Raw genomic sequence first — 24,543 nt, 5'->3', positions numbered from 1 at the left:
GCAAGGCACAATGGGGCTGTGACCGAGATACCGAAAATCCTCGTAGTCGACGACGACGCAGACGTCCTGACCTCACTCGAACGCGGATTGCGGCTCTCGGGATTCACCGTACTGACGGCGGTGGACGGCGCCGACGCGCTCCGAGTGATCTCCGACAAGCGACCGGACGCGGTAGTCCTCGACATCAACATGCCGGTGCTCGACGGCACCGGTGTGGTGACGGCGCTTCGTGCCGCCGGCAACGAAATCCCGATCTGCGTGCTCAGTGCGCGCAACTCGGTCGACGATCGCATCGCCGGGCTCGAATCCGGTGCAGACGACTACATGGTCAAACCGTTTGTTCTTGCCGAACTGGTTGCCCGGATCCGCGCAATGCTCCGTCGCAGCAACACTCCGGCCGGCGATCATTCCGAGGGTACGAATACCCTGCGGGTCGGAAACCTCGACATCGATCTCTCCGGTCGCCGGGTTCGTGTCGACGGCAAGGAAGTACCGCTCACCAAACGCGAATTCGAGCTACTCGAAGTGCTCGCACACAATTCCGGCATCGTGCTCACTCGCGAACGTCTCCTCGAACTGGTGTGGGGCTACGACTTCGTCGCCGACACGAACGTCGTGGACGTCTTCATCGGCTATCTGCGTCGAAAGTTCGAATCCGGCGGTTCACCTCGTCTGCTGCATACCGTTCGCGGCGTCGGGTTCGTGCTTCGGGAGAACCCGTGAAGCGTCGCCGCTTCTCACTACGAACTCGCGTTGCCGCGGCCGCGGCACTGGGGGCGACGTTCATCGTCATCGCACTCGGTGTGGTCGTTGCACTGGCTATCGCACGAAACAATTTGGCGCAGTTGGACCGTCGATTGGAGACGGCATCGACGGTCATCGTGGCCAATGCGGCTACAGCGGGACCTTTTCTCGGCGCGTTCGGAGACGGCGGCGCCTTTTCCGTGACCATCCGATCCGACACCGACGGAACCGTCAAATCCAGTACCCCGACGCGACTGCCCGAACTACCGGTCGGCTCGGCGACCGTCGACGTGGACGGTACGAAGTACCGGGCATATACCGCCGAGGCCGACGGGATCAATGCCCTTGTCTCGCTGGCGGTTCCCTATGCCGAAGCGCGAGACATCACAGTCGACCAACAGCGACAGGTTGCGTTCTTCGGCGTCGGGGCCGTAGCGGCCGCAGCTGCGTTGGGATGGTTGTTCGGTGGCCCGGCGGTGCGCCCCCTCGTGGAGTTGACCCGCCGGATCGCCAGGCGCGATCCCGATCTCGCCACCGAGGTTTCCGGAATCCGTGAAGCGGACGAGCTTGCCGCAGCAGCAGAATCGATGCTCAGCGACGTCGCTCGAGCGCAAGCCGCAACCAACTCCGCCCTTGCCGCCGCCCGAGATTTTGCGTCCGCCTCGGCTCACGAACTCCGAACTCCGTTGACAGCAATGCGAACCGACATCGAAGTGTTGTCCATTCACGACCTCGATCACGAACAAAGACGGGAGATCCTCACAGATCTGGCCCGCGCGCAGGGCCGCGTCGAGTCAACTCTGAGAGACCTCGAGCGCCTGGCGAAGGGTGAACTCTCGACGGCCGAGGATTTCAAGGACACCGATTTGACCGAGGTCTGCGACATCGCTGCCGACGACGCACGCCGACATCATCCTGGGCTCGACGTCGGCGTCGTCACGGTGGATTCCCCACTCCCCTATTGCATCCGGGCCCTTCCCGGCGGAATCCGGTTGATCCTCGACAACGCGATCACCAATGCAGTCCGCCACGGCGGCGCGAGCGCGGTGCGCATCACCCTCGCTCGCCCGGCAGATTCACCGGACACCGTCACGATCACGATCGACGACAACGGTTGCGGAATACCGGCCGAGGAACGCTCGAGCGTGTTCGAGCGCTTCACTCGCGGATCGACGGCAGGCAAGACAGGCTCCGGTTTGGGCCTGGCGCTGGTGGCGCAGCAGGCGGCCCTGCACGGCGGACGGACGACATTTCACGACAGTCCACTCGGCGGGGCTCGCCTGCTGGTCGAACTCAGGGATCAGCCCGGACCCGAATAGCCCCTTCAGGTCTCGATCAACTGGCCGATCCCTGACGCTGTCACTTCGATGACCCGAGCCGAGCCGATGTCGAAGAACAGTCCGGCGATACGCAGGCGACCATCCACACGGGCCTGACCGACGAGAGGATGGCGTTCGAGAGTCTGCAATTGGACTGCGACATTGACCATTCCGAGCTGATCGACCTCCGAGAAACCTGCCTCGGCCGCAGCACGCGCGACCGGATGGCCACTCGTATAGGCCTGCAAGCTCGTCTCCGCATGCCGCAGCCATTCCCCGACGACTCCCGATTCCGACGAACCGTTCGTCAGGAGTGCTTGCATCGCGCCGCAGCCCGAATGTCCGCACACGACCACCGAACTGACACCCAACTCGTCGATCCCGAAGGCCAGTGCCGCTTCCACCGACGTATCGCGGCCGCCGGCAGGAACCAGGTTTCCGACATTGCGCACGGTGAACAGGTCACCGGGGCCACTGCTCGTGATGATGTTCGGCACCACTCGCGAATCTGCGCAGGTAAGGAAAAGAGAGTCGGGATTCTGCCCGTCGCGCAACTGATCCATGTGCGGCCGTATCGCTTCGGCGCGATGGCGATGATAGTTGGACACCCCGTCGAGAATGGGCCGCAAGGCCGGCGGGCTGCTCAGATTCCTCCCCGAAGCCTGTGGTTGCCAACTGCCCCACGGCGCGAGCAAGCCGCGCAGGTCGGTGACTGCGGCGCCGCGCTTCGGCGGACCGGTGGTCGCGCTCTCCATACTCACCGAGCCGACTTCGTCGATGATCACCGAACCACCTGCCAACTCGTACTGCCTCGCCCACTCTTCGATGACGTCGAAGACGGCATGGTCGAGGAAGTCAACTGACAGCTCGACGGTGACGTCCGACCGCGGTGGGATTCCGGCGAGCACCGACGTCAGCTTGGGCAGCACCAGGAAGGTGCACGAGCCTTCGACCAGGACGCGCCACTTCCCGGAATCGTTGTCGCCCAACTCTTCTGCGGTGACAGTTGCGCGGATGACACGCCACACCAGGAGGGCGATGGCAAGCGCCAACCCGATCAGGACGCCCTCGAGCAGATTCAAGAACACGACGCCGACCACCGTGATGCCGTACACCCACAGATCACCGGTCCGTCGCGCCAACCGAATGTGCGCCAGCTTGACCAGTTGAATACCGATGACAATCAACAGTCCGGCCAGTGCAGACTTCGGAATCTGCTGGACCAACCCGGCGAGCGCAGCCGAGAACAGCAGAATCCACAGGCCGTGCATGATCGACGACGCGCGGGACTTCGCCCCGGCCTCGACATTGGTCGCACTGCGCACGATCACCCCGGTGACCGGAAGGCCGCCGATGGCCCCGGACACCATGTTCGCGGTGCCCTGGCCGAGCATCTCGCGATCGAAGTTCGACCGCGGGCCCGAGTGCATCTTGTCCACGGCCACGGCCGAGAGCAGACTCTCCACACTAGCGATCAGGGCGATGGTGAGGATGCCGGTTGCGACGCCGACCCACTGGCCGTCGGGCAGAGCGGGGAGTCCGATCGAGTCCAGCAAAGATCCGTCGAGAGCAATACGCTCGACGTCGATCGGCAGCGCCAGCGAAGCGAGAGTTGCCAATACGATGCCCACCAACGCCGCCGGAACCTTGCGGACACCGGCAGGGAGATAGCGCCACCCGAGAAGGGTGGCGATGACAACGAGTCCGATCATCAGGTCCTCGACATGCAAGGCACCGATCTGTGCGGGCAACTGCCGTAGATTGTCCAGCGCCGAGCTGGCCGAGCTTCCACCCAACAACACGTGAACCTGTTGTAGCGCAATGGTGATGCCGATACCGGCAAGCATCGCATGCACCACCACTGGAGCAATAGCCAGCGCCGCACGGGCAATTCGGCTGAGCCCGAACACGATCTGCAGAATTCCGGCGCCGACGGTGATCAGGCAGGTGACTTTCCACCCGAACTTGCCGATCAGTTCGGCGACCACCACGGTCAGGCCGGCTGCGGGACCACTGACTTGCAGCGGTGAACCTCCCACAGCTCCGGCCACCACTCCGCCGACGATTGCGGCGATCAGACCTGCCATGATCGGCGCCCCGGAGGCGATCGCAATTCCCAATGACAGGGGAAGCGCCACCAGGAATACGACCAGCGACGCCGGCACGTCGTATCTGATCAGTTGCTCGAGATATCGCCGGCTTCCACCACCCGGCGGAGACGAATCCCCCACGACGCTCTCGTCTGCGGATGATTGTGCGTGCACTACGGACTGCGTCGACATAGATCTCCTCGCCGGACCCCGGATCCGGCTGCTGGGCAACATGTTCGAAGCGAATCGGCGATCGGTATCGCCGATCGACTGTGACCATGGTAACCGCGATTCCTTACCGTTCCCTTAGATGCGAGCCCAGACGTGGTCGACGTCACCGCCGCCCGGCACTGTGACTCGAACCTGAACATCGGTCCAAAAGATCGATCGAATTGCTTTAAACCGCAAGCATTTTGACTGACACACCTCCAGCGGCCGGCACACCTGAGCGCCGTCGGCGATAATGGTCGGGAGTGAACGCTCAACCGCAAACACAACGATGTGAAGGCAGGCACCATGTCCGATCAGTACGTCGCCGCGCAGGACCGCTACGAAGCCATGCCGTACCGCCGAACCGGTCGGAGCGGTCTCAAACTCCCGGCCATCTCGCTGGGCCTCTGGCACAACTTCGGCGACGACGTACCGATCGAGAACCAGCGCGCAGTTCTGCGGCGGGCATTCGATCTCGGAATCACCCACTTCGATCTTGCGAACAACTACGGTCCCCCGTACGGAAGCGCCGAGACGAACTTCGGCAGGATCCTGCGTGAGGATTTCTCTTCGTACCGCGAGGAATTGGTCATCTCGTCCAAAGCCGGCTGGGACATGTGGCCCGGCCCCTACGGATTCGGTGGTTCCCGCAAGTATTTGCTGTCGTCCCTCGATCAGTCGCTCGGACGACTCGGCGTCGACTATGTCGACATCTTCTACAGCCATCGCCCTGACGCCGAAACTCCGATCGACGAGACCGCAGGCGCCCTGATCAGCGCTGTCCAGCAGGGCAAGGCCCTGTACGCGGGTATCAGTTCGTACTCGCCGGAGCGCACCCGTGAAATCGCCGCACTGCTCGCCGCTGCGGGGGTTCCGCTCTTGATCCACCAGCCGAGCTATTCGATGCTGAACCGCTGGATAGAGCAGGACCTGCTGTCGGCTGTCGACGATCTCGGCGTCGGCGTCATCGCGTTCTCACCACTCGCTCAAGGCATGCTCACCGATCGCTATCTGAACGGCGTCCCCGAGGATTCCCGTGCAGCTCAAGGTAAGTCACTGGATCCGTCGTGGTTGACCGACGACGCTCTCACCCACATCCGCGCGCTCAACGACATCGCGGCAGACCGCGGCCAGTCGCTGGCTCAGCTGGCACTGAGCTGGGCACTCCGCGATTCGCGGGTCACCTCGGTACTGATCGGTGCGTCCAGTGTCGCCCAACTCGAAGCCAACGTCGGCGCGCTCGACAATCTCGAATTCAGCGCAGCCGAACTGGCCTCCATAGATCAGCACGCCAAGGACAGCGGCATCAATCTGTGGGCAGAGGCCAGTTCGATCTGAGCGATCACCTGCGCTAGAGCTGAGGCAACTCCACGTTCACGTGCTCGCCCTCTTCGAATACGGCCGACGCCGGCCCGACGATCAAGGGATCCGGAGTACCGACAGCCCGGTGATCCTTGTTGGGATAGTCGAAGCTGGCGAGCACGTGACGCATCGCCTCGAGGCGAGCGCGCTTCTTGTCGTTGCTCTTGATCACCGTCCAGGGCGCATCCCCGGTATCGGTGTAGAAGAACATGGCTTCCTTGGCCTGGGTGTAGTCGTCCCACTTGTCGAGCGAAGCCAGATCGGTCGGTGAGAGCTTCCACTGACGCACCGGGTCCGTTCGGCGGGCCGCGAACCGCGCCAACTGCTCTTCGCGGCTGACCGAGAACCACAGCTTGTGCAGATGAATCCCGGAGTTGACGAGCATCCGCTCGAAGTCCGGGGTCTCTCTCATGAACTCGAGATACTGCGTCGGCGTGCAGTAACCCATCACTCGTTCGACGCCGGCGCGGTTGTACCAGGACCGGTCCATCATCACTATCTCGCCGCCGCTGGGTAGGTGTGCGACATAGCGTTGGAAATACCACTGCGTCCGCTCGATGTCGGTGGGCTTCTCGAGCGCGACCACGCGGGCTCCACGGGGATTGAGATGCTCGGTGAATCTCTTGATCGACCCGCCCTTACCGGCAGCATCGCGACCTTCGAAGATGATGAGCACCTTCTGACCGGTTTCCTTGACCCACAGCTGCAGCTTGAGCAACTCGATCTGCAGACGCCGCTTCTTCCGCTCGTACTCGCGGCGCGACATCTTCTTCTCGTACGGATAGCCCTGCTTCCAGGCATCCGCGAACTCCGAAGGCTCCAGCACGCCGAGCTTGTGCTTGAGACTCGACAGCTCGTCGATCTCGGCCGCGTAATCCTCGGTGACGGAAATTCTGGTCGACGGGGTCGGCAGGTCAGGAACCCGACCGTCCACACCGCTGGCGTCGGGGCTCATGAATACGCACTCCCTGTCGTCGAAATGAACGAACGTCCGGAAAGTGAATTTTACGCGCCGAAGCCCGCTCCCGCGGGTCCGAAGAGAATGTTGCTTGGCATCGAGGAGGTAACGACAGGTCCGGCTTCCCAGTCGCCGAACCCTCACGCGGTACCTTGATCGAGGTAACTGAGACGGTCGGTAACCCCGAGAGAAGAGAGTTCTGGCGAGATGCGAGTAGACGGACGGGAGATCCCGGTAACGGGAAGCCTCCTGCCACCACTGCACCGCCGTACGAGCGACATCATGCGGGTTGCGATCGCTGCTGTGCTGCTCGGCGGCGTGATCGCGGGATCTCTGATCACTCGAAGTCAGTGGGACGCCCTCGAAACGTCGGTGTCCAACATCGTCGGTGTTCTCTCGCCGAGCCTGTCCGACACTGTGTACCTGCTCTACGGCATCGCAATTCTGGCGCTACCGTTCGCCATCCTGATCGGCCTGATCGTCGGGCGCCGGTGGAAGTTGCTGGCCGGATACGCCGCCGCCGGACTGTGCGCCGGTGTCGCGCTGTCCTTCACCGGAACAGGCCTGGCGGCACCGAAATGGCACCTCGACGTGCCGGACCGACTCGACGCCACCTTCCTGTCTCAATTCCTCGACGATCCGCGATGGATCGCGATGCTCGCGGCGGTGCTCACCGTCTCGGGCCCGTGGCTTCCGAAGAAGTGGCGACGAGCCTGGTGGACGCTGCTTCTGCTCTTCGCTCCCATCCATCTGATCGTCAGCTCGATCGTTCCCGCACGATCGATGCTGGGTCTCGCCGTCGGTTACCTGATCGGCGCGGTGATCGTTCTCGCCGTCGGCACCCCTGCCCTCGAAGTGCCGTTGGACTCGGCAGTACGCGTACTCGCGCGGCGCGGTTACCGCGTCACCGCATTCCGCGTCGTGAGTCCCTCGGGAATCGGGCCTCTTGTCATGTCCGCAGCCATCGACCAAGCACCGGACGACGAACCTTTCGACGAACTCGTCGTCGAGTTGTACGGACAGAACCAGCGAAGCAGCGGAGCAATTCGACAGACGTTCCGTTGGATCTCTTTCCGTAACCGTGAAACTCCGCCGCCCTACGGATCGCTTCGTCGCGCCGTCGAACACCGAGCGCTCATGGGTATCGCTTTCGCCGACATCGGTCTGGCCAGTTCCAAGGCCGTCGCAATCTCGGTACTCGATCGCGGGTGGGAGATGTACGCGCGCCCGAGTCCTCGTGGCATCCCCCTTGCCGTCGCCGTCGAGAACCAGGCGGGCGAGGAAGAATCCACCAAACTGATCGACGCGCTGTGGCAAACACTGCATACCGCTCACGTGCACCAGATGGCGCACGGCGACCTGCGCGCTTCCGAGATTCGTGTCGAAGGCGGAACCATCCTCTTCGGCGGGTACGCGTACTCCGAATTCGGCGCCACCGAAGTTCAGATGCAGTCCGACAACGCACAACTTCTCTTCGCCACCGCATCATTGTTCGGGGTCGATGCAGCGGTGGACGCCGCGATTCGAGCGCAAGGCGCAGACACGATTCTCGCCGCCTCCGGCCGATTGACCACCGCTGCATTGCCCAACCGAATTCGGCGGACGGTCACGGATTCCGCGAAACTGATGACCGAGATCCGAGACGAGGTCGGTGCCAAGAACGGGATCGAAAAGGTCGCTCCCGCACAGGTCACCCGATTCAGTCGCAACCAGCTGATCCAGCTCGTTCTGCTCATCGGTCTGGTCTACGTCGCCTACCCCTTCATCAGCCAGGTCCCCGCGTTCATCACCGAACTGAAGACGGCCAACTGGTGGTGGGCACTGCTCGGCCTCGGCGTCTCCGCACTGACGTACGTCGGCGCGGCAGCGGCCCTGTGGGCCTGTGCGTCGTCGATGGTCAGTTACCGCAACCTCTTGATCATGCAGGTGGCCAACACCTTTGCGGCGACGACAACTCCGGCCGGAGTCGGCGGGCTCGCGCTGAGCGTGCGGTTCCTGCAGAAGGGCGGGCTCGGTACCGTCCGTGCAACGGCCGCAGTCGCGCTGCAGCAGACGGTCCAGGTGGTCACCCACGTCGGCTTGCTGATCTTCTTCTCGATCGTCGCCGGACGTGATACGAACCTCTCGCACTTCATCCCGGGATCCACTGTTCTGTATCTGGCAGGCGGCGTCGCGCTCGGAGTTCTCGGTGCATTCATGTTCATCCCGAAACTCCGTGGGTGGCTGCGCGACGATCTGCGTCCTCAGATCACCGAGGTGTTGGGTGAACTGAGCCAACTCGCGCGAAATCCCACGCGCTTCCTCATCATCGTGGGCGGCAGCGCCGCAACAACTCTGGGTGCCGCCCTGGCTTTGTGGGCGAGCGTCGAGGCATTCGGCGGCGGAACGACGTTCATCACCGTCACCATCGTGACGATGATCGGTGGGACGCTCGCCTCGGCGGCTCCGACACCGGGTGGCGTCGGAGCCGTCGAGGCCGCCCTCATCGGTGGTCTGTCCGCATTCGGACTGCCGGCAAGCATCGCGGTCCCGTCGGTCCTGCTCTACCGAGTGCTGACCTGCTGGCTCCCGGTGTTCTGCGGTTGGCCGACACTGCGGTGGCTGCAGAAGAACGACATGGTCTGAGCCGTTCCGCTACTTTTGGCGAACGACGTGAGCCTGCAGTGCTTCGCCGTCCTCGTCCACCCAGCCTTTGCTCTGGGCGTAGTCGACCATCGCGGCAACACCTTCGACGTCCGTGGTGCTCTCGCGAACGCGGGCTACCGAGATGAATGCACTACCACCGCTGACGTATCCGTAATCCTGAAGGCGCAAGAGTTCGTCCAGTTCGGCTTCGGAGATGTCGGCACTCACCTCGACGTGAAAGGCCTTCAGGTTGTCCACATCGTGGATGCTGACGCGGCCGTCGTCCACCAGTACATACATGGCTCTCCTTCCTAGAGCACTGACGTCGGTGCGTGCGTACCGAATACACGCCGGTGGTAGGTCAGTGGATTCGACTCGCGGTGCTCGACCTCGTCCACCGATCCTGTCACGATCTTGTGATCACCACCGTCCACGACGGCATCAACGGTGCACGCGATCCAGATGGATACGTCCGGCAGTCTCGGAACACCGAGATGCTCCGCCCACTCGACACCGTCGAACTTCGCACGGCCCTTCCTCGCAAAGGCAACCGCCAGTGAGCTTTGCGCGGTCCCGAGGACATTGATCGCGAACCTCCGCGTTCCTTCGATGAGGCCGAGAACTTCCGACTGTCGATCCAGAGCCACCGCGGTCATCGGCGGGTCCATCGACAACGACATGAATGCGCTGACCGTCGTGCCGTGCGGCCGGTCGCCGTCCATTGCCGTGACGACGGCGACCGGTGAGCACACGTGCGCCATGGCTTCTCGAAAACGCAACGCCCGGTTGCCCTGTGGGACATTCACGATGTCAGCCCTTGTCTGCCAACTCTTGTGCGTACTTCTTCGTCATGTGGTCGACGGCGTCGAGTTGCGCCTTTGCATGCCCTTCCCTGACAGCGCGCGCGTGAGCTGCCGCGTCGAGCGTCGCCTGCGCCTGCCCTTGGAAGTGCGGAAAGACCTCCTGCGCGAACAACTCTGCCGAACGTCGGGTGTCCTGCGGGTTCGCCCAATCGTGACCCATCTGCAGCATGCAGCCGAAACCACCGGACTGGTCCCACAGCCGTTGTACCTGACGTCTGGCCTGCTCCGGTGTGCCGATGACACCGATCCCGGCCTCGTTGATGAAGTCGATCATCTCGCTCAGACGCGCACCGGAGACCGCCATCTGAGGGAAGGCCGCGACGTGCTGGAAATAGTCGAACCACTCCTCGATGCCGTACTCGACCTGCTTGCGTGCTTCCGCCTCGGTTTCGGCGATGTGGAAAGGTCCGGCAAGAGACCACTGCCGACGATCCACCGTCGTCCCGTTGACCTCAGCGCGTTCCTCCATCACATTCCAGTGGTGCGCCAAGGCGTCGAAACCGTCGGCGGACAAGGTTGCTCCGATGGAGAGCAGACCGAGACCGTGCGTACCGGCCAGGCGAGGTCCTGTCGGGGAGGCCACTGCGGCCACGGTGATTTCGATGCCGTTCTCCGAGTACGGAGCGAGCTGCAGCTTGGCGTCGTACAGCTCGTGGGTTCGTGTCTTCGCGGAAACCGTCTCGCCACGAAGAAGGCGCACGACGATGTCGAGGTTCTCCTGCAACAACTCTCGGGTGTCCGTCGGGTTCAGACCGATCATCGCCGAGTCGGTGGGCAACGAACCGGGCCCGACTCCGAAGATGGTGCGCCCCTGAGTCAGGTGATCCAACTGCATGATTCGATCCGCTGCCCACAGCGGGTTGTGATACGACAACGACGTGACACCCGTGCCGAAACGAATCCGAGGTGCGCGCTGCGAGGCTGCAGCGATCATGATTTCCGGCGACGCGATGATCTCGCTTCCGGCAGAGTGATGCTCACCGAACCACGCCTCGTCGTAGCCCAACCGGTCGAGGTACTCGACCAGTTCGAGATCACGCTGCAGTGCGGCGGTGGGATTGCGTCCGGGGACGTGGAACGGTGCCATGAAATACCCGAAACGAAGCCTACTCATGAGTTCTCCTAGTGCTGTGGGCCAACTCCTGGCCGTGCACCGAAAACGCTATCCGTGCCGTGACCGCGGTCACAGTGCACGAAAGTGGACAATCTCAAGCGCGTTGATCGGCAAGTTTCTGCGCGTAGACCAACTTCACGAACTCGGCACGGTTGCGAACGCGCAGAAGAGCAAGGATGCGGCTTACATACTTCTTCACCGTGTCCGGACTCAGCGACAGGATCACCGCGATCTCGTCGTTGGTATGGCCGTCCGCCAACAACTCCGCGAGATCGATCTGCCGGGGCGTCAGCTTCTCTCGCCATCCCGGCTCGCGTTGCCCGGGCAGCGTCTGACACAACAGCGACAATTGCTTGCCCAGAATGCCCAAGCCCACGATGTCGCGCCCCGACAGATCCTTGCCTTCTGAATCGAAAATCCCCACCAGACCGTGACCGCCGTGGGCCAACTGGAGATGCATCACCGACGCGCTGTGAAGGCGTTTGCGATAGAGGAAATCTCGCAGGTACGTCGCCGACTGTGAAGGGACGTCGGCCAACTGAGTGTGCGTGATGGCGGGAGATGCCAACAGCGTTGCCCGCGATTGCGCCGTCGCAAAAACGTCGTCGAGGTACCAGTGCGCTTGGTACTCGTCGAGGATCGGCGTGATCCGCCCGGTCGTCACCGGATCCGGGTCGGCGAAAGCCGTCGTGAAGGTCGGGCCGGCAAGGAAGGTGGTGTTGGGACAGCGGTAGTGATCATGGAGCGCGACCATGAGGAGATCCTTGAGCTGATCGAGCGTTCTCGCGGCCGAGCAGTAGTCGAAGACAGCGAAGACACGGTCGTAGTCCGCAGCGGACAGAGCGACGTCACCGCTACCGTGCACGTCGACCACCTCACCCGAACTATGATCCAGATCACTCATCGGACAGCATATGCATTACTTCGAGAGAACGGACAACTTCGCCGCCTACCAGCACTGTTGATGCCGATAGCCGATACTGAGCTGTATGTCGGAACTCGGAAATGAACCAGACTCGAAGCAGAAGGCGGTGCTCGAGCGACACGCGTCATGGATCGAATTGTTCTTCGACCTCGTCGTGGTTGCCGGTATCGGTCAGCTGGCTCACCTGCTCCACGGTTCGCCGTCGTGGTCGGATGTCGCGCTCTACGCGTTGCTCTATCTCGCGTTCTGGACCGCGTGGGCGACGTTCACGATGTACGGCAACGTTGCCGGTGACCGTGTCCGGATCCCGAGCATGCTGATCGCCATGTTCGGACTGGCCGTCATGATGGCGGCCGTGGCCGGCATCCACGACAACCATGCGCTGGCCTTCGCTGTCGCCTACGTGGCCGTACGTCTGCTGGCGAGTCGGGTGTGGCACAACGGCCAGATAGTCGTGGACTGGCCGATCGCCCAGATGTCTCTCGGTGTGATCCCGTGGATCGTCTCGTTCTGGTTCGAGGGCGAAACTCGGTTCTGGCTCTGGACCGCCGGTGTGACCATCGACCTGCTGATCATGTTCGTCGTCTCCGGCAGCGCGATCATGGAAGACGCGCAGGAAAAGCTCGACCGCATCATCAAGGTTCGGGGGTTCAAGGACGACCGGATGCCCGAACTCGAAGCCCTGCACTCCGATCGGGCTCACCTTGCCGAGCGCTTGGGCCTGTACGTCATCATCGTGCTGGGCGAGGGTGTGATCCTCGTGATTTCTGCGGCCTCGAAGCTCACCTGGGACTCGACGGTGGTCAGCCTCGCAGTCGGATCGTTTGTCCTGCTCTCGGGCATGTGGGCTCTCTCGCTTCTCTACGGCCACGCCGGTGTTCCGCACCTGCAGGCCGAGAAGTTTCCCGCTCGCATCGACATGGCGCTGCACTGTTTCACCACCGGCGCTATCGCGGTTCTGGTCGCAGGGCTCGGAGCGGCAACCGAACACGGCGCGGAGCACACGCCCGCGAACCTGCGGTGGTTGTTGTGCGGAAGCATCGCAGTCTATTTCGGAATCAGCCTGGTGGCAGGGCTGTTCGCGCGATCGGACCGACGGTGGCTGCTCGGCTGGGCGCTCCCGTGCACCGCCATCCCCATCGTCATGGGCATCGTCGGCACGCACATGAGCGCCACGTGGATCATCTGGGTGCTGGTGGCCACCGTGTCCTGGCAGAACGGCTACGAGTACGCGCAGGTGCGGCGTTCGCGCCGCTCTGCTGTGCGCCGTTATTAACCCCCCGCGGGTAATAAAGGCGCACAGCAGGGGCGGTTTTTACCCTCACCGCCGGGTCGAAGCGATAGGGCTGAGCCAACAGGATTCCGGCCAATCGCTTACGCAACCTCGACATCTCGGCCCGGACGGTCACCGTCTTGCGTGGATCGCCGAACAACTGTGAGGCGAGCTGCGAGGCCGTGAGGCCCTCGGGCGCATGTGTCAGAGCCACGAGGATCTGCGAATGGCGCGGGCTGAGGTCGATGCTCCAGCTCCCCATTGCCGAGGAGTACCGCAATTCCATCGCATTCGGATCTTGCACATCCAATTCGACTTCGGCACAAACCGTTCCGGACGCCGGATCCATCTGAGGGCGGACGAGCCAACCACCCGGAAGCGGCTCGCACATACATAGTCCGAGCGACGGGAGCCAATGCTCGCCGCTGCTCATCACTTTCGGCAGTGCGATTCTGTAGATCGGCGCCATCGAGTCCACCGCCGCGACCCAGCCACTGCGGTCCACGACCACTGTCGGCTGACTCGCGCGAGCCAGCGTCGATACCGAGATCATCCGGAGCTGATCCAATCCGATTCGATGCTTCTCCCGCAGTGCGGATTCCGCCAGCCTGGCCACACTGTCCACCAGAGCGAGAGTCGACGGGTGGACCGTGTCTGCTGCGCCGGCGACGTTCACGACGGCGATGGCCCGGCGACTACGCGGATCTCGAACCGTCGCCCCGGAGCAGGTCCACGGATGCTGCGAGCGCGAGTAGTGCTCGGCCGAGAACACCTGCACTGCCGAACCTGATGCCAAGGAAGTGCCGATCCCGTTGGTACCGACAGCTTCCTCCGTCCACGACGCACCCTCGATCATCCCGAGCCGTTCGGCCCGATCCAGCATTCGACTGGACCCGTGTCGCCAGAGGATACGTCCGTAGCGGTCCGCCACCACGATCAGATTCGCGTCGTCCGGGCCGACGAGTGGTGCCAGACCGTGCACCGCCTCGTCGAAGATCTCCGCCATGCCGGCTGCGCGTCTGCCTTCTTCGATCTCGGATTCGCGGCCCGTCTCGGTGATCGAGCACCGGTCCGGATCGAGTCCGAGCGCACGCAAACGCGACCACGAATTCGCGATGACGGAGCGCGGACGCGCAGGCGGCTTGCGTCCCGACATCGTTGCTTCGTAGACGGATTCGAGAACACGTGCGTACTGCGCCGGGTCTTCACCACTGGCCAGGGCCGGTTCGAGTCGATTCGTTTCGCCGATCACACTCCAGTCCTATGTGACGGGGTCATCGAAAGCGAGCGTTGCACCCGGTTGCAGAGTTGTTCGCGTGCGTGAACGAAAGGACGGCGTTCACGCACGCGAACGGTGCTCACGCGTTGAGGGGTCTCCCCAGCGCCGAGAGCACAGACTCGTGCATTGCCTCCGAGAGCGTCGGATGAGCAAACACGACCTCGGCGAGATCCTCGCCGGTGGCTTCGAGGGATCGAGCGATACCGAAACCCTGAATCTGCTCGGTCACATCCGGACCGACCATGTGCGCGCCGAGAAGTTCCCCGGTATCGGCGTCGAAGATCGTCTTGACGAAGCCTTCGGCCTCGCCGATCGCCAGTGCCTTGCCGTTCGCCTGCAGGTCGAAGTGTCCGACCCGCAGCGCGCGACCAGTACCGGCGCACTGCTTCTCCGTCAGACCCAGGCTCGCCACCTGTGGGCGGGCATACGTGCATCCCGGAACGTAGTCGCGATCGAGCGGATGAACGTCGGGCACGCCTGCCAACTTTTCGACGCACAGGACAGCTTCGTGGCTTGCCTTGTGCGCCAGACATGGAGCGCCCGCGACGTCACCGATCGCATAGATCCCGAAAGCGCTGGTACGGCACCACTGGTCGGTGACGATCGCACCGCGCTCGATCTCGACGCCCAGAGCCTCCAACCCCAGATCCTCGACGTTGCCGGTGATTCCGGCCGCCACCAACACCCGGTCCACGGTCAACGACTCGACACCGTCGCTCGTCTGCACATTCACCTGGACGGCGTCGTCGCCGACGGTCACCGCCGACACCGAGGCTCCGGTGTGAATCGTGATGCCACGCTTCTCGAACTGCTTGCGAACGAAGGCCGAGATCTCTTCGTCCTCGACCGGCATGATGTGTGGTGCCATCTCGACGATGGTCACCTCGGTTCCGAGATCGCGGTACAGGCTGGCGAATTCAACTCCGATCGCGCCGGACCCGATCACGAGCAGCGACTTCGGCAGTTCCTTCGGGACGAGCGCGTCGAAGTAGGTCCACACCCGATCACCGTCGGGGGCAACGCCGGGAATCGAACGCGGCCGGGCACCGGTTGCAATGATCACGTGGTCGGCTCGATACGTCTGTCCTCCCACGGATACGACGCCTTTGTCCACCAACTTCGCGGCGCCTGAGATGACGTCGACGCCGTTCTTCTTCATCAGATAGGCAACACCGCCGGACAACCTCTCCGAAACCCCTCGGCTGAACGACACCAACTTCGAGATGTCGAACTGGACAGACGCCGAACTGAATCCGTATGTGTCGAATTCACTCAAGGTATGCGCGACGTCCGCGCCGTGCAGCATCGCCTTGGTGGGGATACAACCCCAGTTGAGGCAGATACCTCCGAGGCGATCACGTTCTACCAGCGCGACGTTCAACCCCAACTGGGCAGCCCGGATCGCCGCCACGTAACCACCGGGGCCGCCACCGATGACAAGAACGTCGTACTTATGCGACGTATTGTTTTCCACCACAGCCCCTTACACCAACATCAGCGCGGGAGAAGCGACAAAGCGCTGGAGCTCCCGAAGGAAGGTCGCACCCAGGGCTCCGTCGATAACCCGGTGATCGCACGAGAGGGTCACGGTCATCACGGTCCGGGCAGAAACACTGTCACCGACCACCACCGCGCGCTTCTCCCCCGCACCTACGGCAAGGATCGCTCCCTGGGGCGGATTGATGATCGCGTCGAATGCCTTGATCCCGAACATGCCGAGGTTGGACACCGTGAAGGTTCCGCCCTGGAATTCTTCGGGACGAAGTTTGCCGGTCTTCGCCTTGGTGGCCAACGAGAGCACCTCACCCGAGATGTCCGCCAACGACTTGGTATTCGCGCTACGCACGATGGGCGTGATCAGCCCGGTCGGAAGTGCAACTGCCACCGAGACATCCGCCGACGCGAATCGAAGAACCGATTCGTTCGCGGCATCGAACTGGACGTTCACGTCCGGCACCTTCATCAGTGCAGCGGCGCAAGCCTTCACGATGAAGTCGTTGACCGACAGCTTGACCGCCGGGACGGTCGAATTGATCTCCTTGCGCAGAGCGAGGAGCGCATCGAGCTCGAGGTCTGCGGTGAGCCGGAAATGGGGTGCCTGCTGCTTGGACGCCTGCAACCTACCGGCGATTGCCGATCGCATGGGGGTGAAAGGAATTGTGTCGTACTCGGGTTCGGCCGCAACAGATTCGGTCTCAGCCGCCGCCTCGGGCAGGAGCTGCGCGGAACGAGCGGCGTCGTGCACGTCGGCGACGCAGACGCGCCCCCGCGAACCCGTCGGACGACAGTCATGCAGGTTGACGCCCAGTGATCGGGCAGTTCTGCGTGCGACCGGGGTGGCAGGCACGGCACTGTCGTCGGCGGTCGATCGCAGCGGGAGGCCGGATCTCGCGGCCGGCACTACCGGCGCAACAGTGCCACCGGCGTCACGAATCGCGTCGTCGATGTCGCGGACACTGATCCGCCCGAGGGGACCGGTACCCACTACGGCGGCGAGATCGATTCCGAGCGATTCGGCACGTCGGAGTGCGCGAGGACTCGCAAACACGTCGCTCTGCGTCGTGCCCTGCAGAACACTCGGTACGACGGTGGAACCGGTTGGTGCAGGTTTCGCTGCAACAACCACCTTCGCAGCCGGTGTAGCCGCAGGTGTCACGGGAGCCGCCGGCGCAGCAGCTGGTGACGGTGCCGGCTCTTCCGCCGGCGCGGTTGCGCCGCGGGCGGCGAGGAACTGCTCGATCTCCGCATCCGTCGCGGACGCATCGGCGGATACACCGATCACGGCGCCGACGGGCAGAGTCTGCCCAGGCGTGCCGACGATCTTGCGGAGAACACCGTCGAACGGCGCCTCGAGCTCGTTGGTGATCTTGCTGGTCTCGATCTCACAGATCAACTGGCCCTTGGTGAACGAGTCACCTTCCCCGATGAGCCAGGCGTTGACCAACCCCTCCTCCATGGAGAGCCCCCATTTGGGGATGTCGATAGCTTTGATGTCAGCCATGATCAGGCTCTCACCAGCTTGCGAACCGACTCTTCGATGCGCGCCGCGTCAGGCAGCCAGGCAGTTTCGAGGGTCGGGGAGAACGGAACCGGCGTGTGCGGCGGAGTGATCAGTTCGATCGGCGCTTTCAGGTAGTTGAATCCCTTGGTGGCGATCAGCGCGGCTACGTCGTGCCCGAAACCGCAGCGGGCGGCGGATTCGTCGACGATCACGACGCGTCCGGTCGATGCGACGGATTCGAGGATGCCGTCCTCGTCCAATGGTGAGACGGTACGAGGATCGACAACCTCGACCGAAATACCCTCGGCGGCCAGCTTGTCTGCTACGTCGTTGGCGCGGTTCACCATTGCGGACAACGCGATGATCGTGACGTCGTCGCCCTGCCTGGTGTAGTTGGCGACGCCGAACGGAATCGCGTACGGCTCGTCCGGCACTTCGTCCTTGAGGTCGTAGAGAACCTTGTGCTCACAAAAGACGACGGGATCGTCGTCCCGGATGGCTTGGATGAGAAGGCCTTTGGCGTCGTAGGCATTGGACGGAGCGACTACCTTCAGACCAGGCACCGCCGCGAACACGTTGTACGGAGACTGAGAGTGCTGTGCAGCGGCGGAGAACCCTGCGCCGATCATGCCTCGCACCACCAGCGGGGTTCTGGCCTTGCCACCGAACATGTAGCGGAACTTGGCAGCCTGGTTGTAGAGCGCGTCGTAGGAGACTCCGAAGAAGTCCATGAACATCAGCTCTGCGACCGGCCTCAGTCCGGTCAGTGCGGCTCCGGCAGCCATTCCGATGATCGCGGATTCGGTGATCGGGGTATCGATTACACGCTCCGATCCGAACTCCGTCCACAATCCCTTGGTGACACCCAGGACACCGCCAAATGCCTCGATCTTCTTCGTCTCCAGATCGGGATTGGTACCGGCATGCCCACCCCGTACGTCCTCCCCGATGAGAACGACGCTCGGGTCGCGTTGCATTTCTTGGGCGATGGCCTCTTTGACGGCCTCGCGGTAGGTCTTCTTCGACACGTTCTCGGCTTCCACGCTTGTCATCTCGGGCTCCTCAGTACGACACGTAGACATCTGTCAGCAGATTCTCGACGGGTGGATACGCCGCGGCACGCGCCTTCGCTACCGCCTCGTCCACCAGCACTCGCGACTGCTCGTCCACCGCGTCCAGATCAGCGGTGCTGACCTTCTTCACATCCACGCTGCTACGGAAATTCTTGAGCGGATCCTTGGTTTCCCGTAGTTGCGCAACCTGTTCCGCCGTGCGGTACAGCTGCGCGTCACCCTCGAAGTGGCCGTGCCAACGGAATGCCGCCGCCTCGATCGTGGTGGGGCCACCGCCGGTCCTGGCGCGCTCCGATGCTTCCGCCATCGCGTCGTAGACCGCGAAGAAGTCGGTGCCGTCCACCTTGACGGCAGGCATTCCGAAGGATGCAGCGCGGGCGGCGATGTCGGGTGCGCCCACCGCGTAGTCGGTTCCTGTTGCTTCACCGAATCCGTTGTTCTCGATCACGAAGACGATCGGAAGATCCAGCACCACAGCCATGTTCATCGCCTCGAAGACGGTTCCCTGGTTGGATCCACCGTCTCCCGTGAACGACGCAGCGATGACACCGTTTCGAAGCGTCTTGCCACTCAGTGCAGCGCCGATCGCCAACGACGGGGCTCCGCCGACAATCGCGTTGGCGCCGAGCATTCCCACGGACAGGTCGGCGATGTGCATCGAGCCGCCCTTACCGCGACACAGGCCGTCGTCCTTGCCGAAGATCTCGGCCATCATGCCGTTCAGATCGCAGCCCTTGGCGATGCAGTGCCCGTGACCGCGGTGAGTGGATCCGATGTAGTCGGCGTCGCTCAGGTTCTCGCACACTCCCACCGCGATGGCTTCCTGGCCCGAGTAGAGGTGAATGAAGCCGGGGATGTCACCGGTTGCATTCTCTTCGTGCAGTCGATCCTCGAACGCACGGATGCGCGACATCTTCTCGTACGCCTTCAGCAATGCATCCCGGTCCAGCCCTGAATGAGGCTTGGCGCCGGTCCTTTTCGATCCTGGGGTTGTCGGCTTCTGCGCCGTCCGTTGAACCACAGTCACACTCCTCGTTCTCGATCACTCATCGCCATGCAGTGTCGTGTAGGTCACGGGCGAAGGGAAAGAGTTGCGTGAGGTTGCCGGGAGTTGCGAAGGGTTGCAGCTGTTGACTTTCGAGCGTTGATTCAGGCGCCGCTCAGGCTGCCGCGTCTGATCTTGGCCAGCGCGCGGTGTTGGGCGAGTTCGACGGCGCTCGTTGTCGTTCTCAGTGACAGCGCCGTCTCGCGCACGTCGAAGCCGACAACGATGCGAGCTACCAAGACGTTGCGTTCTGCGGCCGACAGATCACCGAAGGGCAGAGTGAGTCGACTGGAGGCGGGTAGCGAATCGATTTCGCGACTGATCGCGTCGTACAGATGCGCGAGGAACGCTTCTCCGGCACGTCTACGTCGCCGAATGTCGGACAGGACGGATCGGCAGATAACGACGGCAATACGATCAGCGTCGAGCGGTCGCAGTTCGGCACGACAGCGCCGCGTCACCAGAGGCACGATGCGTTGAAGGAGTTCTGCAATCGCGTCCCGATCCCCTCGGGACGCATCGTCGGCAACTCTGTCGATCGAACGTCCACCTGCCCTGCTTGTCATTCCGATCTCCCCCTGCTTCGGCTCTTGGTCGAATTCCCGACTACTGCTCAGGTTTTGAAGTCGCTAGGGGCGTATCGGCTCGGGGCAGATCCCGGTTTGTTCCCCGATGATGTTGATCTCGGCGTTGGAACGAGGGTCAGCGCCGTAGTTGATCTGGTCGGTGCACTTCTCGGAGGGCTCGACGGCATCGGGCGGGAGCGGCGCCGGGCACGAACCCATCTGCTCTCCGATGCTGTTGATCTCCGCATTCGAACGAGGGTCACCCACATAATTGATCTGATCGGTGCACTTGGTCGACTCGGTAGCCGGACCAGGGGCCGCAGGGGCAACCGCGCTGGTCGAGACCGGGGTCCAGGCCGGCGCTGCTCCGCCCGCCGGGACTCCGGGGGTGGATGCGTCCGTACCGCCGCCCACCGAGTTGGAGCTTTCGACTGTCTCCGAAGTGGTCGCTGCGGTCAGCGGCGGTGGGGTCGTAGACGCCGCAACCACCGATGTAGTCGTCGGTTCGTCTCCTGGAGCGCTGTTGTCATCACTCGAACACCCTGTCATCGCGCACACCACCCCGATCGTCAGTACGGCGAGCAGCACTCGCAGACGCCGAGTCTTGTTGGTCAGCAATAGTTCAGGCATTTGCTCTCACACTCCTCGATACGCGGATCAGCTCGTTCCGCCCAAGCGGTGAACACCGACGTGACTCACTCTAGGAGCCTGATTCCATCGGTTTCGTAACAGAATTCCGTCGGTCGCGTACCAACTCTCGACGGTCCTGACATTCATACGATTACGTAACGGTGGGTGGCAAAACTCCGATATCGAGATCACCTGTGATCGTATGAAAACGCACATGCCGATGAGAGGGTTCGCAGCGGCCGGGGAGGGGAACGTGTTGTATCGGAGTGACATCTGCGGCGGTCGATCAGACCGTACTCGCAGCCTGTTCGGTACAGCGCTCGCGGCAGCAACCCTCGGAGCGTCCGTGATCACCGGCTGCGCGTCCACCCAGGGCGTTGTGATCGAAGGCGATGTCGCTTCCACCGGGTTGCCCGTCACACAACCTGCAGACCTGGCCAGACGGGTTGCCGAAAACTCGAGGTTGGGCCGGGCGCTCCTCGACGATCCTGGGGTGTCCGAGGGAGTGAAGACAGAACTTCGGTCGTGCCCTGACTGGTATCCGATCTCGGTCGGGTCCATCCTTCTCGATCCAGGCGCACCGCGTATCGTGCCGGAGACCGAACTCGTCGTCATGAATGTGTATCCGTGCCAACCGGCCCACCAACCCGGGACCGGAGTGTCGATTTCGGTCAACCTTGCCGGCTACGTCTACCGCAGCGGCAAGGCCGGTTCGAGTGAAGACGATCCCGAACTGGGTGAGCGCCTGTTCTCCGTCGAAGAGCGCGGAAAGTTCATCGTCAGCGGTCAACGCGCCGCGAGTTTGTCTGTCCTGGAAACGGATCCGCGGCCACCGGAGTTCGAATGTTGCCCCCGTCCACCGCTTCGGACCGAGTTCCACTGGGATGGAATGGAGTTCATCCGTGATTGATCGCCGTCGCCGCGCGATGCTCGCCGGTGTTTGCCTGCCGGTCGCGTTTGCTCTCGCCTCCTGTTCCACCGAGCCTGAATCAGAACCCACTCCGAATATCGCAGCATCACTCGACTCCTCGGATCTCTCACAGGGCTTGAGCATCGATCCTGTTGCCCTCCTCAGAGCAGACCCGGAAGTGTCCGATGCGGTCAAGGACAGTCTCCGACTGTGCGGTGATGCGAACTTCCCCTACGAAATCCGGTACTCCCCCGTGACAGGCGCCGTTTGGCAAGATGCCGTCGTCAATGTCTTCACCTGCGAGTCTGTCGGCATCTGGGGACGACCGGCCCCACCGGTCAGCTTCATGGTCGCCGGATTCGTCTACCAGATCGACGAATCGGGCGCTCACAAAGTCTTCGGAGTGCAAGACCCAGGACGCTACGTCGTCGGCTCAACCGGAGGATTGTCGGTCATGGTCGACCTGTGCAAAGACCCCGGCATTCCGGAGTTCTGTCAATCGTCGACTGCATACAAGTGGACCGGTGAAGGGTTTGAGAGTGTTCCGTTCCCATGAAAGCGAAGGCCGATGACCGATCCGTTGATTTTGCTAGTCGAAGACGACGCTGTCATACGCGAAGCAACGCAATTGAATCTCGAACGCAACGGGTTTCGGGTAATCACCGCATCGGGTGGGTTGACCGGAATGGATATGGCGGTCGACGCCAAGCCGGATATCGCCGTCCTCGACGTGATGCTTCCCGACCTGAACGGAATCAGCCTGTGCCGACGCATTCGTGAGGAACTGTCGGTGCCGGTCATCATGCTGTCCGCGCGCGACGACCCGGTCGACATCGTTCTCGGATTGGAAGCCGGTGCCGACGACTACGTCACCAAGCCCTTCGACAGCGGTGTCCTGGTGGCCCGTATCCGAAGTGTGCTCCGGCGGGTCGAATCCCATTCCGGTACGGAGAAAGACATCGTGACTCTCGGCGATCTGGAGATCGATCGCGAGTTGGTGACCGTCACGCGTTCGGGCGCCGAAGTGGCTCTCACGCCCACCGAAATGAAGCTGCTCCTGGTCATGGTGAGTGTGCCGCGCAAAGTCTGGTCTCGCTCCGAACTGCTCTCGGACGTCTGGGATTACGACTGGGGCGGCGATACGCGCATCGTCGACGTTCACGTTCAGCGATTGCGCACGAAGATCGGCTCCGAACAGATCCGGACCGTCCGGGGGTTCGGCTACACGATGGACAACCATCGGTGAGATCGCGGGATCTCGCCGCCAAGCTCCCGTCCACCGGCAGGCGGTTGTCGTTTCAGTGGAAGATCGCGGCGGCCATCACGTTCGTGATTGCCGTCGCCTCGATCACGCTCAGTACCGTGATGCATCAAACCTTTTCACACAACCAAGAGGATGCAGCGCGGGCGGCAGCTGATCGCAATCTCCAACTGGTGCTGCAGGACGAAACGGGCAGCATGCGTGCGCTGTTCCGCGCCACCACAGATGGTCTCGACGTTCCGGAAGAGTTGCGCGAGGCCGTGGCGGGCGGCAAACGTGCCACCTACCTTGTCGACAGCGGGGACCAGCCATTCGTCTGGGCTGCTGCCGACGTCAACACTCAGGTGGTGGCGATTCGCGTCCCGTACACCGCGCAGCGGGAATCGATCGCCAGCGTCGATCGGACACTTCGCAACGCCACCGTCGCAGTGATCGCGGCGGGTGCTGTCCTGGGTGTGCTGCTTGGACTCGCGATGTCGTATCGATTGCGCTCGGCCGCCCGTGCGGCCCGCAAAGTGTCTACCGGAGCGAACATCCGCGTCCGCTCGGTCACCTGGTCGCTTTTCGACGACGAGATCACCGAGCTGGCGGATGCGGTCGACGCGATGTCCGATGCTCTACGGGGACAATTGGACGCCGAGAAGCGCGTGACAGCCAACATCGCGCATGATCTCAGAACACCCATCTCCGGACTGGTCGGCGCCGCAGAGCTCCTGCCACCCGGTAGGCCAACCGAATTGGTGCGCGACGGCGTCCACAAACTCAGGAGGCTCGCCGAGGACGTCATCGAAGTGGCACGCCTCGACACCACCTCCGAGCAGGCAGACATCCAATCGGTGGAACTGGCGCCGGTGGTGCGTCACGCGATTTCCACCACAGGAGTCGAGTGTGAAGTGAGTGTTCACGGCACCCCCGTGTCGTACACCGACGCGCGCAGACTGGAGCGGATCATCGCCAACCTGATCTTGAATGCTCGCAATCACGGAAAGTCGCCGATCAATGTCCACGTCGACCACTCCCGCATCACGGTCCGAGATCGGGGCGTCGGGTTCACTGAAGAGTGGCTTCGCCAGGGGCCGAAGAGATTTCAGACCAACTCCGTCGAACGCGGCCCGAACTCAGGCCTGGGCCTCGGCTTGACGATCGTAGTGGGACAAGCGGCGGTCATCGGCGCTCGTATCGACTTCGCGAACCATCCGAACGAGGGCGCGGTTGTGACGATCGACCTCCCTGAATGTTCGGCAGACGAGTTCGATTGACACCGAGGCAGTTCGGTCGATCGGCCGGGACACAGC

At 62.7% G+C, this 24,543-nt stretch carries 22 protein-coding genes; 9 read left to right on the top strand and 13 right to left on the bottom strand.

Features of this window, described 5'->3' with window-relative positions; genetic code table 11:
• Nucleotides 1-18 precede the first annotated feature (18 nt).
• Nucleotides 19-723, top strand: a complete 705-nt coding sequence (locus M1L53_RS07055; protein WP_003939853.1) for a response regulator transcription factor — start codon at nt 19-21, stop codon at nt 721-723.
• Complete coding sequence (locus M1L53_RS07050; RefSeq protein ID WP_003939972.1) at nt 720-2,063, top strand: sensor histidine kinase KdpD; 1,344 nt, start codon at nt 720-722, stop codon at nt 2,061-2,063. Before M1L53_RS07055 ends, M1L53_RS07050 begins: the two co-directional genes overlap by 4 nt.
• 5 nt (nt 2,064-2,068) lie before the next feature.
• Here the strand turns inward: M1L53_RS07050 and M1L53_RS07045 are convergent, their stop codons facing one another.
• Complete coding sequence (locus M1L53_RS07045; protein ID WP_054188865.1) at nt 2,069-4,345, bottom strand: bifunctional SulP family inorganic anion transporter/carbonic anhydrase; 2,277 nt, start codon at nt 4,343-4,345, stop codon at nt 2,069-2,071.
• 324 nt (nt 4,346-4,669) lie between these two features.
• Here M1L53_RS07045 and mgrA point away from each other — a divergent pair, with 324 nt between their 5' ends.
• A complete protein-coding gene (mgrA, locus tag M1L53_RS07040; protein WP_007733451.1) occupies nt 4,670-5,701 on the top strand; it encodes an L-glyceraldehyde 3-phosphate reductase in 1,032 nt (343 codons plus the stop codon).
• Between the two features lie 13 nt (nt 5,702-5,714).
• On the opposite strand, the gene ppk2 is transcribed toward mgrA, so the two are convergent.
• Nucleotides 5,715-6,680, bottom strand: a complete 966-nt coding sequence (gene ppk2 / locus M1L53_RS07035) for a polyphosphate kinase 2 (RefSeq protein WP_003940295.1) — start codon at nt 6,678-6,680, stop codon at nt 5,715-5,717.
• A 210-nt stretch (nt 6,681-6,890) separates the two neighbouring features.
• Between ppk2 and M1L53_RS07030 the strand changes: the two genes are divergently transcribed.
• Entirely contained in the window at nt 6,891-9,308 is a 2,418-nt protein-coding gene (locus tag M1L53_RS07030) for a lysylphosphatidylglycerol synthase transmembrane domain-containing protein (protein WP_007733454.1), read from the top strand.
• Between the two features lie 9 nt (nt 9,309-9,317).
• Here M1L53_RS07030 and M1L53_RS07025 read toward each other — a convergent pair whose 3' ends face one another.
• The 4 genes from M1L53_RS07025 to M1L53_RS07010 all read right to left on the bottom strand — a co-directional run bounded on the left by M1L53_RS07025 (nt 9,318) and on the right by M1L53_RS07010 (nt 12,189).
• Nucleotides 9,318-9,608 (bottom strand): hypothetical protein, encoded by a 291-nt coding sequence (locus M1L53_RS07025; RefSeq protein WP_042451185.1) that lies wholly within the window; start codon nt 9,606-9,608, stop codon nt 9,318-9,320.
• Between the two features lie 11 nt (nt 9,609-9,619).
• On the bottom strand, nt 9,620-10,069 hold the full coding sequence (locus tag M1L53_RS07020) for a flavin reductase family protein (protein ID WP_007733458.1): 450 nt from the start codon (nt 10,067-10,069) through the stop codon (nt 9,620-9,622).
• Between the two features lie 49 nt (nt 10,070-10,118).
• Entirely contained in the window at nt 10,119-11,285 is a 1,167-nt protein-coding gene (locus M1L53_RS07015) for an LLM class flavin-dependent oxidoreductase (RefSeq protein WP_007733459.1), read from the bottom strand.
• Between the two features lie 94 nt (nt 11,286-11,379).
• Nucleotides 11,380-12,189, bottom strand: coding sequence for a helix-turn-helix transcriptional regulator (locus M1L53_RS07010; RefSeq protein WP_007733461.1), 810 nt, complete (start codon nt 12,187-12,189; stop codon nt 11,380-11,382).
• Between the two features lie 85 nt (nt 12,190-12,274).
• On the opposite strand from M1L53_RS07010, the gene M1L53_RS07005 reads away from it, so the two are divergent.
• The gene (locus M1L53_RS07005; protein ID WP_261949211.1) at nt 12,275-13,486 is read left to right on the top strand and encodes a low temperature requirement protein A; all 1,212 of its coding nucleotides are present in this window, start codon (nt 12,275-12,277) and stop codon (nt 13,484-13,486) included.
• Here the strand turns inward: M1L53_RS07005 and M1L53_RS07000 are convergent.
• The 7 genes from M1L53_RS07000 to M1L53_RS06970 all read right to left on the bottom strand — a co-directional run bounded on the left by M1L53_RS07000 (nt 13,392) and on the right by M1L53_RS06970 (nt 21,077).
• Nucleotides 13,392-14,735: a helix-turn-helix domain-containing protein gene (locus M1L53_RS07000; protein ID WP_261949210.1), complete on the bottom strand. Its 1,344-nt coding sequence runs from the start codon at nt 14,733-14,735 to the stop codon at nt 13,392-13,394. The genes M1L53_RS07005 and M1L53_RS07000 overlap by 95 nt on opposite strands.
• A gap of 106 nt (nt 14,736-14,841) precedes the next feature.
• The gene (gene lpdA, locus M1L53_RS06995) at nt 14,842-16,239 is read right to left on the bottom strand and encodes a dihydrolipoyl dehydrogenase (RefSeq protein ID WP_042921670.1); all 1,398 of its coding nucleotides are present in this window, start codon (nt 16,237-16,239) and stop codon (nt 14,842-14,844) included.
• Between the two features lie 6 nt (nt 16,240-16,245).
• Nucleotides 16,246-17,763, bottom strand: a complete 1,518-nt coding sequence (locus M1L53_RS06990; RefSeq protein WP_054188868.1) for a 2-oxo acid dehydrogenase subunit E2 — start codon at nt 17,761-17,763, stop codon at nt 16,246-16,248.
• Nucleotides 17,764-17,765: 2 nt separating this feature from the next.
• The gene (locus tag M1L53_RS06985; protein WP_007733466.1) at nt 17,766-18,815 is read right to left on the bottom strand and encodes an alpha-ketoacid dehydrogenase subunit beta; all 1,050 of its coding nucleotides are present in this window, start codon (nt 18,813-18,815) and stop codon (nt 17,766-17,768) included.
• Between the two features lie 10 nt (nt 18,816-18,825).
• Nucleotides 18,826-19,749: a thiamine pyrophosphate-dependent dehydrogenase E1 component subunit alpha gene (locus M1L53_RS06980; protein WP_051649553.1), complete on the bottom strand. Its 924-nt coding sequence runs from the start codon at nt 19,747-19,749 to the stop codon at nt 18,826-18,828.
• A gap of 236 nt (nt 19,750-19,985) precedes the next feature.
• Nucleotides 19,986-20,447, bottom strand: a complete 462-nt coding sequence (locus M1L53_RS06975; protein ID WP_054188869.1) for an RNA polymerase subunit sigma — start codon at nt 20,445-20,447, stop codon at nt 19,986-19,988.
• A 63-nt stretch (nt 20,448-20,510) separates the two neighbouring features.
• On the bottom strand, nt 20,511-21,077 hold the full coding sequence (locus M1L53_RS06970; RefSeq protein WP_054188870.1) for a hypothetical protein: 567 nt from the start codon (nt 21,075-21,077) through the stop codon (nt 20,511-20,513).
• 253 nt (nt 21,078-21,330) lie between these two features.
• Here M1L53_RS06970 and M1L53_RS06965 point away from each other — a divergent pair, with 253 nt between their 5' ends.
• Genes M1L53_RS06965 through M1L53_RS06950 form a run of 4 tightly spaced genes read left to right on the top strand, consistent with a single transcriptional unit; the run spans nt 21,331 to nt 24,507 of the window.
• Nucleotides 21,331-21,987, top strand: coding sequence for a hypothetical protein (locus tag M1L53_RS06965; protein ID WP_003939689.1), 657 nt, complete (start codon nt 21,331-21,333; stop codon nt 21,985-21,987).
• Nucleotides 21,980-22,543: a hypothetical protein gene (locus M1L53_RS06960; protein WP_054188871.1), complete on the top strand. Its 564-nt coding sequence runs from the start codon at nt 21,980-21,982 to the stop codon at nt 22,541-22,543. The genes M1L53_RS06965 and M1L53_RS06960 overlap by 8 nt, the downstream gene beginning before the upstream one ends.
• Nucleotides 22,544-22,555: 12 nt before the next feature.
• Nucleotides 22,556-23,233 carry a response regulator transcription factor gene (locus M1L53_RS06955; RefSeq protein ID WP_003939990.1) on the top strand — a complete coding sequence of 226 codons (678 nt, stop codon included), beginning with the start codon at nt 22,556-22,558 and terminating at the stop codon, nt 23,231-23,233.
• On the top strand, nt 23,230-24,507 hold the full coding sequence (locus tag M1L53_RS06950) for a HAMP domain-containing sensor histidine kinase (protein ID WP_054188872.1): 1,278 nt from the start codon (nt 23,230-23,232) through the stop codon (nt 24,505-24,507). Before M1L53_RS06955 ends, M1L53_RS06950 begins: the two co-directional genes overlap by 4 nt.
• Nucleotides 24,508-24,543: the final 36 nt, after the last annotated feature.

The sequence above is a fragment of the Rhodococcus sp. T9N genome (assembly GCF_024436645.1).
Taxonomy (GTDB): Bacteria; Actinomycetota; Actinomycetes; order Mycobacteriales; family Mycobacteriaceae; genus Rhodococcus_F; species Rhodococcus_F qingshengii.
This window is presented reverse-complemented; position numbering and strand designations above follow the sequence as displayed.